The organism is Colwellia sp. E2M01 (assembly GCF_018860585.1).
Classification (GTDB): domain Bacteria; phylum Pseudomonadota; class Gammaproteobacteria; order Enterobacterales; family Alteromonadaceae; genus Colwellia.
Genome location: NZ_JAHKPR010000010.1, coordinates 1 through 12,210 on the forward strand (window position 1 = coordinate 1; position 12,210 = coordinate 12,210).

The following is a 12,210-nucleotide window of genomic DNA, read 5'->3' on the forward strand; positions in this document are numbered from 1 at the left end:
AACCATTTTCTTCAATCAATGCCTTGCCTCTAAGCCTTTTAAATTTAGCTGAGTGGGAAAGAACTTAATCAACTTGGTATTATTTGTGTAATCAAGTATAAAGCGTACTCTCATTGCTCACATTTATAATGAGCTATTCTCTTCAAATTTATTTTGTTTTATTGTTAATCGCGTAATTTGATGTAAAGACGCTAAATGCGCATAAATTAATGGCAATAAACCTTTTGTACGAAGTTCTTCAAATTCTTCTGGAGATAAAGCATTTAATGCGTTTTCATCAATAAGGTAAAGGCCACTTAATAACAAAGGCTCTTTCTCGTTAGATAACTTAATAGTTAACTGTTTCGAGATGAATAACTTTTTTTGAGCAAATAGGTTAATGATCGCTTGAGTTTGCTCAGTCAGTTGCGCTACCTTGAAAAGCTCTTGTGATTTCTGTTTTAAAAATTCAGTTTGCTCACCTTGGTCATCAAATAATGCTTCACCAGTCTTATCGCTAAGCAGTGAGCTTTCTTCGTCAATACAAACCATTATTTCATTACTGTTTTCGTTACTGCGAGCTAATGAAAGTGGGGCGTTGTTAAATCCAATCGGCATAACCGGACAAGGCCAGTTGGTTTCTTGGCAGTAAAGGTTAACGCCAGAGCGAAAGCCCATCATAGCAACACTTATAAATTGCCCTGTTTCTTCATTTTTAACAAATACAACGGGAAACTCAGTAGATAAAGGGATGAAGTCTTGGATGGTTATAGGAATTAAATGTTGATTCTTAAAGCGAGAAACATCATTAATTTTCTGTATTTTTAAGTGTGAATGTTGTTTTTGATTTAATGGGATCATGTAAAGGTATACTCCAAGGTTATCTTAGTCATTAAAAAGAGCTAAGTATTAGTGATACTAGCAAAGGAAGATATGGATAATCTCCCTAAGTTAATATCGCCACAATAACTGTTCTGTGAAATTAGGTTGGCGCTATGTAATACGTTTGCAGGGTAAATCACTAAACGATTGACTTTAGCTTCAACAGTGAGAATTTGTTCAAAAAGGTTTGTACTACTCGTGATATAACCTGAGTGCTCATTTGGGTGGTTTGCTACTTCAGTTATCATTTCTGGTAATACCGATTTATGCTCCTGATGAAATTCAGTTAAGTTTTTCGGTTTGTATCGATAAAAACTTGTTCCACCAAGCTCTTGTGAGGATAAGTAATGAACAAAAGCATAATCATTGTTATCACAGGAGTCGACGTGAGGCATTTTTTGATTGACTGTAAGTGTCGAAGGTAAGCATGAAACTAAAGATAATAAGCTACTATGAAAATGTGTTTGATTTGATGATAAGGGTCTGAATTCAGGTAGTAGCACGCTTTCAAAAAAAGATTTTAATAACCGGGTGTAAGGCATTGGCATTTTATCTCGCATGCCTGGAAATTGGGTGTTATCGAAATATACAGGGTTGAAGTAAGCAATGTTATGGGCAAAATGAGTTATAGGGTCGGTATTAAATAAAAATTCATCTATGAGTATTATGTGTAAATCTGTTCCTGGAAGCGGAATTTTTTGCATTTTATAATTAGGATTTACTTTAATATATTTCATATTACTCATACTAACGGACCTAATCTAAAAATGTGGATTAATGGAGAATAAATAAACAAAGTAAAAACAATATACTTAAATTTGACAGCGCTGTCAAAATTATGGATAGTGGTAATATCAATAATATTTAAAGCAAGAACAGTTTTATTAAATAAAGCTGTATAAGGTCATTTAACTATGCACATTAAAACGCACATAAAACGAATAAATACAAAAGCTTTAGTACTTGCTGTTGCTTTCAGTATAACGCTACTAGGTTGTAATAAGTATCCAGAGCCAGCGGTAGATACCGGTGAAAAAATTAAATTACAGGCAATATTTCCTGTCACACAAAAAGATTTAGATAACATTGCGAAAAACCTCGACGTTAATTACCGTGTTGTTACCAATATTCCTAGTGATAAATGTGATAGTAAAGTTGCTGACGGTGCTTGTTTTGAAGTTGAGTTAACTTTTACCGCCCAAAAAGCACTCGCGGCGAAAGACTGGAGCATATATTTTAGTCAAATTGCGCCAATCCAATCCTTTGAAAGTGATGAGTTTAGCGTAAAACATATTAATGGCGATCTTCATCAAATCAGTCTCAAAGATTCTTTTACAGGCTTTGATGAAGGCGAAGAAAAAACACTTAACTTCCGTGCAATGTTTTGGTCATTGGCTGAATCTGATGTTATGCCAAACTATATTATTACGGCTCCAGGTCTAGATGCTCGCGTTATTGAAAGCACTGTTCCTTATATCGATAAAGAAACAGGCTTAGAAGTAGTACCACATGTTGAAGCTTTTACCGATGTAGATACTCAGTTTAAACGTAGCGCCGAAGATAATACCCAGTGGCTAACCAGTGCTGCCTTGTATAAACGTAATGCGGTGTTAGTCGAAAATAAAATGGCGATTGCGCAAGCTATTATTCCTACACCTAAATCAGTTGTTATCGATGAATACGATCGTTTTGTTAATATTGATAAAGGTCTTGCTGTTTCTTTAGGTAATGTAAAGTCAGCAGATGTTGAAGCGGCTTTAAATCATTTAAGCAGCTTAGGTGTTACACAAAACAACACAGGTTTACCGCTACGTTTAAGTATTGTTAAGCCGCTTCCTACTGAAGCGCAGCCTGTTGCGGGAAGCTACACATTAACGATTGCTGATAAAGCCATTAGTATTGTGGGTGTTGATGCAAACGGAGTGTTTAACGGCTTACAATCGTTAGCAAGTTTAGTGACGGTTGGTACGAACAAACTACCAATGATGACGGTTGACGATGAACCGCATTATGCTTTTCGTGGCATGTTAGTTGATGTAGCACGTAACTTTCATTCAAAAGAGTTTATTCTAAGTTTGCTTGATCAAATGGCGGCATACAAATTAAACAAATTACATTTACACCTAGGTGAAGATGAAGCTTGGCGTTTAGAAATCCCAACCCTGCCCGAATTAACTGATGTTGGCGCACAACGTTGTTTTGATATGAGTGAAACAGAGTGTTTAATGCCTCAACTTGGTGCGGGTATCGATACAAGTTCAGTAGTAAATGGTTATTACACGGTTAGCGATTATCAAGAAATACTAAGAGCCGCTAGCGCACGTCATATCCAAGTAATCCCATCACTTGATATGCCAGGACACTCTCGTGCATCAATTAAAGCTATGACGGCGCGTTATAAAAAATATCAAGCTTTAGAAGAAGAGGCTAAAGCTAAGCAGTTTTTACTTGAAGATTTTGATGATAAAACAGAGTACTCATCTGTTCAATTTTATAACGACAATACCATTAATGCTTGTTTAGAATCGTCTTATGCCTTTGTTGTTGAGGTAATGACACAGGTTAAAAGAATTCACGCTGATGCAGGGCAACCACTTACGCGTTATCATATTGGCGCCGATGAAACTGCTGGTGCTTGGTTAGACTCTCCTGCGTGTAAAGCGTTTGTTGCAGACAACGACCAAGGCGTTACGAAAATGAGTGAGCTTGGGGCTTACTTTATTGAACGTGTAGCAGGCATTTTATCTGATCTTGATATTGAAACGGCAGGTTGGAGCGATGGTATGGCACATACTCGCGTTGAAAATATGCCAGACGTTGTACAAGCAAATGCTTGGGATACTTTATTTTATGGCGGTCACGATAAAGTTCACATGTTAGCGAATAGAGATTGGCAAGTTGTTATTTCTAGCCCTGATGTTTTATATTTTGATTTTCCTCATGAAGCAGACCCTAAAGAGCACGGTTTTTACTGGGCGTCACGCCACATTAATACTGAAAAAGTATTCCAGTTTATGCCTGACAACTTACCTATTCATGCCGAGTTTTGGTTAGACAGGCAAGATAACGCTTATGTAACAGACGATACTAAAACACCGTTAGCGCTAGGACAAAAATTTGTCGGTATTCAAGGCCAGTTGTGGAGTGAAAATGTGCGTACCGATGATATGGTTGAACATAAAGTTTATCCTCGTTTATTAGCACTTGCCGAGCGTGCTTGGCATCTTGCCGATTGGGCAGTACCTTATAATTATAAGGGGGCTAAATACTCGCAAGATACTGAAGTATTTAGCAAAGCGCTAGAAGATGAACGTGATAGTAAGTGGTCTTTATTTGCTCATACACTTGGTCAAAAAGAGTTTCCTAAACTAGAAATAGCGCAAGTAGACTATCGTTTACCAACAGTAGGTGCCGTGATCAAAGCTGGTAAGTTACACGCCAATATCGCCTTTCCAGGGCTCATCATTGAATACCAAGTAAATAACGGTGAGTGGCTGACTTATGTTGAGCCTATCAAAATATCAGGGCAAGTTAAGGTAAGAAGTCGTAGTACTGATAAATTGCGAGCTGGCCGTATTACTGCAGTCACTCAATAACTTAAGTAAACATCCATAAAGCCAACTGATTTATCAATATAATCAGTTGGTTAATCATCTGTGATTTTGAAATAATAAACATATATAATTTAATACCTAAAAAACAAATGACAACGCTGTCATTTGTGGTACTATAAAATTATAGATAATAATACACGGCAGTTAATATGAGGTTGATATGCTGACAAGTAACAACAAAAACAATGATTTATTCATAGGTATTGATGGTGGCGGTAGTAAATCTAAAGCCATCATTATGAATAAAGATAATGAAATACTTGGCACTGGAATTTCCGGCCCAGGAAATCCACTACATGGTTTTGAGCAAGCAACCCATTCTATTATTGAATCTGCAAAGCTTGCCCTTGAAGATGCAGGGCTAGCGCATATGAAGCTAGATGAATTTGTTGCTGGTGTAGGTTTGGCGGGTGTTAATATCCCTGTATTGTTCGATCAAATGGCAGCATGGCAACACCCATTTAAAAACATGCATTTAGCAACCGATTTACTTATTGCCTGTTTAGGTGCGCATAATGGTGGCGATGGCGCTGTTATTATTAGCGGTACCGGATCATGTGGTTTTTCTTGTCAAAATAACGAACAGCGCATTGTTGGAGCACATGGCTTTCCACATGGCGATAAAGGCAGCGGCGCTTGGTTTGGCTTACAAGCTGTTAAACAAGTGTTGTTATCTCTTGATGGTTTAGTTAAGCCTACCTTGATGTCAGCGGCACTGTTAACCAAGCTTAACTGTAGCAATGATACTGCACTTGTTGAAGTTGTCGCAGGGAAAAAAGCTACCTTTTTTGGTCAGCAAGCACATATCGTTTTTGATGCTGCTAACTTAGGTGACGAAATTGCGTTAACTATTCTTAATGAAGGTGCTGAATACCTCAATAATATGGTACGCACATTAACTAAAGATAACTCTTTGCCTATCTCTATGCTTGGTGGTTTAACGCCTATATTAAAGCAATGGTTAGCGGTAGATATTCAAGCTGATCTTAAATTACCATTGCACCCGCCAGAAGTGGGCTCTGTTATTTATGCGAGAGAGCAAGAATCTAAAATGTTAATTAATATTTAGATTAATGATATACATTTTTGAAATTAGTAACCAACTGATAATTATTACCTGAAAACATAGCTAGGACATCCAATGACACAAACTCGCTTTCATGCGCAACAACTTTTTGACGGGCATAATTTTTTTGACGATCAGGTGTTAACTCTGCTCGACGGTAAAATTATCAAAATAGATCAAGATCTGAATCATGTAGATGTTGCTGTTAAAGGTTTAGTTGTTCCAGGTTATATCGACTTGCAAGTTAATGGTGGTGGAGGCGCTTTATTTAATGATTCGCCATCTGTTGATAACTTAAAAACTATCATGGCAGCGCATGCTAAATACGGCACAACAGCAATGATGCCAACGTTAATTACCGATAAAATTGAAGTGATGCAACAAGCTGCAGATGCTATTGCGCAAGCTATTAATGAAAAAGTTGCAGGTATTGTAGGTATTCATTTTGAAGGGCCTCATTTATCGGTTGCTAAAAAAGGTACGCATTGTGCCGACTATATTCGTCCTATTTCTGATGCCGAGTGGCAAGTATTATCTCGTCAAGATATTGGCCAGGTTATTATTACTTTAGCGCCAGAAAATGTCTCACCAACTGATGTAAAACGCATGGTAGATTTAGGCATAAAAGTTTGTTTAGGTCATACTAATGCTGATTTTAAAACCGCACAAAAGTCGATTGATGCTGGAGCTAGTGGTTTTACCCATTTATTTAATGCCATGTCACCTTTACAAGGGCGAGAGCCGGGTGTTGTAGGAGCTGCGTTGTTAAATAACCAAACTAGCTGTGGGTTAATTGTTGATGGCTTTCATGTTGACTATGCAAGTTGTCAACTCGCTATACAAGCTAAGCCACAAGGCAAAATATTTTTAGTAACGGATGCAATGCCGCCAGTAGGCAGTGAGCAAACGCAGTTCGCTTTATATGATCGTATTGTCACTGTTGATAATGGCAGGCTGACCTCTACAACGGGCGAGTTAGCTGGCTCTTCATTAGATATGGCAAGTGCGGTTAAAAATACTCATCAGCAATTGGGGATTGAGCTAGGTGAAGCTATTCGTATGGCAAGTTTATACCCTGCAGAATATTTATATCAAAATCAGTCGGTTGTTAGAGGTGAGCTGACCCTAGGTAAACAGGCCGATATGGTGGTGTTAAATGAAGACTTATCAGTAAAAGAAACATGGATTGCTGGTCAGCGCGTTTAGTTATGCTCTGAATGCAAACATTAACTAAAGAATTAAGAAAAAATATAAATACAGTAGACACGATTACAACAAATTATAAATGAGAACGAGGTTACGCAAATGACAACATCACAACAAAATATACAGGTGAAAGCCCCGAGTAATGCGCTACCTATGGTAATTGTCGCAGGTTTATTTTTTATTCTCGGATTTGCCACTTGGTTAAACGGCTCTTTAATGCCGTATTTGCAACAAATACTGCAACTAACACCATTTCAAGCGTCATTAATTTTATTCTCTTTTTATATTGCGGTGACTTTTACGGCTTTACCATCTGCTGCCATTATTCGTAAGGTTGGTTATAAAAACGGTATGGCACTTGGTATGGGCACCATGATGCTTGCAGGTTTGTTGTTTATTCCTGCGGCTAAAACACAAGTTTTTCCGTTATTTTTATTGGCTCAGTTGGTCATGGGAACCGGGCAAACTTTATTACAAACAGCAGTTAACCCTTATGTTGTTCGTATTGGCCCTGAAGAGTCTGCAGCTGCACGTATCTCAATTATGGGGATCTTAAATAAAGGCGCAGGTGTTGTTGCACCTATTGTTTTTACTGCACTTATTTTAAGTGGTTTTACCGATACCGTTGGTACTGAATTAAGTCAAATCCAAATTGATGCCATGGCAGATAAACTTATTTTACCTTATTTAGGCATGGCTTTATTTATTGGTGCTTTAGGTTTTGCTGTTAAAAAATCACCATTGCCTGAGCTAGCAAGTGAAGCTGAAGAAGGGGCAACTGAAAGTAAAGGCCAACTTAAAGCGGCGCTATCTCACCCTAATTTAGCATTAGGTGTGGTTGCCTTATTTTTATATGTTGCGGTAGAAGTTATTGCTGGTGATACGATTGGTGCCTTTGCCCTCTCTTTAGGGGTTGAAAACTACAGTGTTATGACATCGTATACTATGGGGTGTATGGTTATTGGTTATCTACTTGGTATTACACTTATCCCACGCTTTATCTCACAACAAAAAGCGTTAATGGTATCAGCCGTATTAGGCTTGTTATTAAGTTTAGGTATTATTTTAGGTGACAATAACTCTTTTGCTATTGCTAATTCACTTTCATTTATTTTAGGTGGCGTACAATTACCAGATACATTAATTCTTATTGCTTTCTTAGGTTTAGCTAACGCTATTGTTTGGCCAGCTGTATTCCCACTAGCCCTTTCTGGTGTAGGTAAACTAACAAGTATTGGCTCTGCATTATTAGTTATGGGTATCTCTGGTGGTGCTTTTGGTCCATTATTTTGGAGTTTAGCAAGTGGCTCTAGTGGCCAAGCCGTTGATCTGCAAAGTGGTTATGCTGTGATGTTACCTTGTTATTTGTTTATTTTATTCTACGCCGTAAAAGGTTGTAAAATGAAGTCTTGGAAATAAATCATAACGTCTTGTTTATCCATTAAGATACTCGTTAAATACTAAGTTAAATCACAGCCGATCTTTATTACTTGAATTCAAATGAAAATAAGTAGTAAAACAGAGCGGTGGTTTTTTATTTATGGAAGCCTAAATAATCTGAACTCGGCTTAACAAACCTTTATCTAACATATTTCTTATCTACTTTCATTGTTAAACTCACTTGCAATAGTTCTGCTATTCACGCGAAGCCCTCTTTGAAAGTAGAAAAAGTATAAACTGGTAGAACCAGAGCTTGACGAGCAGGTTTAACCACATTATATTAAGCCAATGGTAGGTTTGATCACTTTTACAAAGGGAGTAAAGTGATTAACAGCCTAGCTAGTTAAATATAAAAATGGAATTAAAAAGGATTTAATGATGGAACAAACAAAAAGGATCGTTACCGTAATTTATTGCTGTGATAACGATTTAATGATTTATCGAAAAACACAAAGTTTTAACCTTAATGACTATGGCGATATGATCATTCCACAACATTTTAAACGTGGTAAAACAATTGTTGCAGTTTGCGCGGGCGAAATTAATGTACTTAATAGTGTTGGTGACAAGTTAATTGCTGAATATTGGCATTAATTTTTATTCAAAAACAGATATAAAAAAGGTGATCAATTATCTATTAAAGAAGAGATAATTGATCACCTTTTTGTTATGTGGGTTTTTGTGAGTTTATGTATGAGTTACTGCACTTTACCGTATTTCAACTTATACAGGTTACTTAGTACCTTGTAACTGTTTATCACTATAACCCGCTTTTTCATGCTTTTGTCCTGCTGCTTCGGCTAGCTCTGCAGGCATATAGTTCTCATCGTGTTTAGCCAGTACTTCACTGGCCTCAATGCTCAATCCTGTTGGCGGGTGATCAGCTAATATACCGTTCGCAACAATACCTTGTCCTTCTCGGAATAAGTCAGGCAATATTCCTTCGTAATATACGGTCACTTTAGGGTCGCTTTCTTTAAACTCAATTGGCATAGTCATGTCGCTTAATTGAAAAGACACCTTTAAGCTTTCAGGATCACGTTTAACAGAGCCTGGAACCACTAAACCACCAATACGAATACGTTGACCAATACTGGGTTTTACCCCGGTTTCTTTTTTACCTTGAGTAATTTCAGAAGGAGTAAAAAACAAATCAATATTCTGGCTTAACGCAAATAACACTAGACCTGCAACAGCACCGATACCAATAAGAATAGAAGCAACTATCGCGAGGCGCTTTTTACGACGTGGGTTCATTATTCAGTTACCTCATTTAATGGTTTATCACTAAATTCTTTTTGTTGTTGACGAAGCATTTTAGCTTCTCGTAATTTGTCTTCACGTTTTTTACGTTTAGCTATTTGATTAATTACTTGTTTATGACCCATAGCCGAATTAATGGTTAATAGGGTAAGTATTAACGCGGCGGCACCAAAAGATAGCCAGACATAAAAGCCATAGCCCCCCATATTGATGAAATCGTTAAAACTAGTAAATTGCATTGGTGCTCTCCAATTACTCTTTAGGCGTTATATTATTTAACTAATATTGTTTAATGTATTTGATTTAAATTAAGTGGTAGTTATTTAACTACACTTTTTTCAACTAATTCACGTACCCAAGGACGAATACTGTTACGTGCTAAAATTTCGTTACGAAAGCGCAAACAAATAATTACGCCGACTAAAAATGAAAAGCCAAGGAAAGAAAATATAAATGGCCATAACATATCAAGTGACATAGAAGGCTTACCTATCTTACTCACCGTTGAACCTTGGTGCAGGGTATTCCACCAATCTACTGAATATTTAATAATTGGAATATTAATTACCCCAACTAAAGTTAAAATACCCGCAGCTTTGCCTGCTAAGTTTTTATCTTCAAAAGCATTGTGTAAGGCAATTACCCCTAAGTATAAAAACAGTAAAATAAGTTCAGACGTTAAACGTGCATCCCAAATCCACCAAGTCCCCCACATTGGCTTTCCCCAAGCGGCACCCGTTATTAAGGCAATAGCGGTAAATGCTGCGCCAACAGGTGCCATGGCTGCAGCTGAGGCATCTGCCAATTTCAATTGCCAGACTAAACTACTCAAGGCGGCAATAGCCATTGACACATAAATCCCCATAGACAAAGACGCTGCAGGAACATGCACATAAAAAATACGAAAGCTATCACCTTGTTGATAGTCAGCGGGTGCAAATAATAATGCCCAAACTAAACCAATACTTAAAAACAGTGCGGCGAGTGCAATTAACCAAGGTAATAACTTATTGGTGAAGTGATAAGTTGTTTCAGGGTTTGCGTAAGGGTGTAAAAATTTCCACATCTAGTTAGTACTCACTTTTAAAGCAGCCCCAACAGCAAAAGGGGCAAGTGTTAATGAACCAAAAAATAATGCGGCGATTATAGCAAGTTGACCGCTGTAAGGTAAACCAAGCGCAGCAGTGTCTATAGCACTGGTCGCAAAAATTAATACTGGAATATATAAAGGTAAAATTAATAAACTCAGCAATACGCCGCCTTTTTTAATACCGACGGTTAAGGCTACACCAATAGCCCCTAGTAAACTTAACACCGGCGTACCTAATAATAAGGTAAGTAATAATGCGGTGTAACTGTTTTTATCTAAATGCAGTAATACTGCTAATAATGGTGCAATTAAAATAAGTGGTAAGCCGGTAATTAACCAATGGGCGAATATTTTTGCTAATACCAGTATAAATATTGGGTGTGGGCTAAGTAACATTTGCTCTAATGAGCCATCAAGATGATCTGATTTAAATAAGCGATCTAATGACAATAAAGTTGCCAATAATGCTGCTACCCAAATAATCCCTGGAGCAATACGACTTAATGTTTTCGCTTCAGGCCCTATACCTAAAGGGAATAAAGTAATAACAATAACGAAGAATAACAACGGATTAATAATGTCGTCTTTGTGGCGCATGGCAATGGTTAAATCGCGCTTTAACACCAACATAAAAGCATGACGATATGATAATTGCGCAGAAGTTTGTGTTGTCTGTGTCGGTAATTGCTCTGATTGAGCTGGCAATGTCATGATGTTAACTTCTTTGAGCTTGGAATAATGTATAAATCATTCATATTAATTAGAAGCATTAAGGTTAACCTAAAAGACTATCGTAATGGTAATCAAGCGTGATCTTTTTTACATTACCTGACTCAATACTAATTAGATCTTGGTGAGTGGTTAAAATAATACAACCGCCACGCGCGGCGTGCATAGAAAATAGGTTTTCTAAACTGGCGACCCCTTGTTTATCAATCGCGGTAAAAGGCTCATCTAAAATCCAAATAGGTGCGTTGCTTTGGTATAAACGGGCTAAGGCAATACGTCTATGTTGTCCGGCGCTAAGATGAGAGGCTAAACTGTCTTCAAAACCTAGCAGGTTAACATTAGCTAAATACGCTAACGTTTTATCGGTGTCATTACCGTGTAACGCTAAATTAAATTCGAGGTTTTCTTCTGCGGTCATTTCACCTTTAACACCAGGTAAATGCCCGAAATACAGTAAATTTTGTTGAAACTCTTCTCTACAGCGACTAATTTTTTTATCACCAAACTTAACATCACCGTCATAAGGTTGCGATAAGCCTGACAATATACGTAATAAGCTTGTTTTACCTGAGCCATTTGGCCCTTCAACTTGTACTATATTACCGGGGTGAACCTCAAATGACAGGGCATCAAATAATAAACGTTCTTCACGAATACAAGTAAGGTTTGAAGCACTAATAAGTGGTGTTGAAGTATCTTTAGACAATGTGTTATTTCTTCTTTTTCTAACTATATCAATTAAGTTGTAAATAAGGTTGTTCGTTATATTAAGTGCTTATCTTATAAATTCATCTTTATGAATTATATCAATATTGTACTTTAAGTTTGCCTGAATATTATTGATATAGATCGTATAACTGCTGCGGGTAATATACTAACATAGCCCTCACTAGCATAGCTTAATAAAGTTGTAACATTCTGAAACAACTGCGAGCGTTAAT

12 protein-coding genes are annotated in these 12,210 nt (G+C 37.2%); 5 read left to right on the forward strand and 7 right to left on the reverse strand.

What is annotated here, in order from left to right; all coding sequences use genetic code 11:
• Positions 1-123: 123 nt before the first annotated feature.
• Both KO502_RS00760 and KO502_RS00765 read right to left on the reverse strand, forming a co-directional pair.
• Positions 124-840 (reverse strand): SapC family protein, encoded by a 717-nt coding sequence (locus KO502_RS00760; RefSeq protein ID WP_216020650.1) that lies wholly within the window; start codon positions 838-840, stop codon positions 124-126.
• Between the two features lie 41 nt (positions 841-881).
• Positions 882-1,607, reverse strand: coding sequence for a DUF6445 family protein (locus KO502_RS00765; RefSeq protein WP_252730433.1), 726 nt, complete (start codon positions 1,605-1,607; stop codon positions 882-884).
• 168 nt (positions 1,608-1,775) lie between these two features.
• On the opposite strand from KO502_RS00765, the gene KO502_RS00770 reads away from it, so the two are divergent.
• The 5 genes from KO502_RS00770 to KO502_RS00790 all read left to right on the forward strand — a co-directional run bounded on the left by KO502_RS00770 (position 1,776) and on the right by KO502_RS00790 (position 8,781).
• The gene (locus tag KO502_RS00770) at positions 1,776-4,457 is read left to right on the forward strand and encodes a family 20 glycosylhydrolase (protein ID WP_216020651.1); all 2,682 of its coding nucleotides are present in this window, start codon (positions 1,776-1,778) and stop codon (positions 4,455-4,457) included.
• A gap of 178 nt (positions 4,458-4,635) precedes the next feature.
• Positions 4,636-5,544, forward strand: a complete 909-nt coding sequence (gene nagK / locus KO502_RS00775) for an N-acetylglucosamine kinase (RefSeq protein ID WP_216020652.1) — start codon at positions 4,636-4,638, stop codon at positions 5,542-5,544.
• 72 nt (positions 5,545-5,616) lie between these two features.
• Positions 5,617-6,747, forward strand: coding sequence for an N-acetylglucosamine-6-phosphate deacetylase (gene nagA / locus KO502_RS00780; RefSeq protein WP_216020653.1), 1,131 nt, complete (start codon positions 5,617-5,619; stop codon positions 6,745-6,747).
• A gap of 99 nt (positions 6,748-6,846) precedes the next feature.
• Positions 6,847-8,166 (forward strand): N-acetylglucosamine MFS transporter NagP, encoded by a 1,320-nt coding sequence (gene nagP, locus KO502_RS00785; protein WP_216020654.1) that lies wholly within the window; start codon positions 6,847-6,849, stop codon positions 8,164-8,166.
• A 399-nt stretch (positions 8,167-8,565) separates the two neighbouring features.
• Positions 8,566-8,781 (forward strand): TIGR02922 family protein, encoded by a 216-nt coding sequence (locus KO502_RS00790; protein ID WP_216020655.1) that lies wholly within the window; start codon positions 8,566-8,568, stop codon positions 8,779-8,781.
• 138 nt (positions 8,782-8,919) lie between these two features.
• On the opposite strand, the gene ccmE is transcribed toward KO502_RS00790, so the two are convergent.
• From ccmE to ccmA, 5 genes are all read right to left on the reverse strand, one after another.
• The gene (ccmE, locus tag KO502_RS00795) at positions 8,920-9,444 is read right to left on the reverse strand and encodes a cytochrome c maturation protein CcmE (protein ID WP_216020656.1); all 525 of its coding nucleotides are present in this window, start codon (positions 9,442-9,444) and stop codon (positions 8,920-8,922) included.
• On the reverse strand, positions 9,444-9,689 hold the full coding sequence (gene ccmD / locus KO502_RS00800) for a heme exporter protein CcmD (protein WP_216020657.1): 246 nt from the start codon (positions 9,687-9,689) through the stop codon (positions 9,444-9,446). The genes ccmE and ccmD overlap by 1 nt, the downstream gene beginning before the upstream one ends.
• 80 nt (positions 9,690-9,769) lie before the next feature.
• Positions 9,770-10,516: a heme ABC transporter permease gene (locus KO502_RS00805; protein WP_216020658.1), complete on the reverse strand. Its 747-nt coding sequence runs from the start codon at positions 10,514-10,516 to the stop codon at positions 9,770-9,772.
• Entirely contained in the window at positions 10,517-11,251 is a 735-nt protein-coding gene (gene ccmB, locus KO502_RS00810; protein ID WP_252730434.1) for a heme exporter protein CcmB, read from the reverse strand.
• A gap of 64 nt (positions 11,252-11,315) precedes the next feature.
• Entirely contained in the window at positions 11,316-11,975 is a 660-nt protein-coding gene (ccmA, locus tag KO502_RS00815) for a cytochrome c biogenesis heme-transporting ATPase CcmA (protein WP_216020659.1), read from the reverse strand.
• Positions 11,976-12,210: the final 235 nt, after the last annotated feature.

Coding starts and splice junctions, on each gene's coding strand:
- KO502_RS00760 (WP_216020650.1), bottom strand. CDS start 840: ATGATCCCATTAAATCAAAAACAACATTCACACTTAAAAATACAGAAA.
- KO502_RS00765 (WP_252730433.1), bottom strand. CDS start 1,607: ATGAGTAATATGAAATATATTAAAGTAAATCCTAATTATAAAATGCAA.
- KO502_RS00770 (WP_216020651.1), top strand. CDS start 1,776: ATGCACATTAAAACGCACATAAAACGAATAAATACAAAAGCTTTAGTA.
- nagK (WP_216020652.1), top strand. CDS start 4,636: ATGCTGACAAGTAACAACAAAAACAATGATTTATTCATAGGTATTGAT.
- nagA (WP_216020653.1), top strand. CDS start 5,617: ATGACACAAACTCGCTTTCATGCGCAACAACTTTTTGACGGGCATAAT.
- nagP (WP_216020654.1), top strand. CDS start 6,847: ATGACAACATCACAACAAAATATACAGGTGAAAGCCCCGAGTAATGCG.
- KO502_RS00790 (WP_216020655.1), top strand. CDS start 8,566: ATGGAACAAACAAAAAGGATCGTTACCGTAATTTATTGCTGTGATAAC.
- ccmE (WP_216020656.1), bottom strand. CDS start 9,444: ATGAACCCACGTCGTAAAAAGCGCCTCGCGATAGTTGCTTCTATTCTT.
- ccmD (WP_216020657.1), bottom strand. CDS start 9,689: ATGCAATTTACTAGTTTTAACGATTTCATCAATATGGGGGGCTATGGC.
- KO502_RS00805 (WP_216020658.1), bottom strand. CDS start 10,516: ATGTGGAAATTTTTACACCCTTACGCAAACCCTGAAACAACTTATCAC.
- ccmB (WP_252730434.1), bottom strand. CDS start 11,251: ATGACATTGCCAGCTCAATCAGAGCAATTACCGACACAGACAACACAA.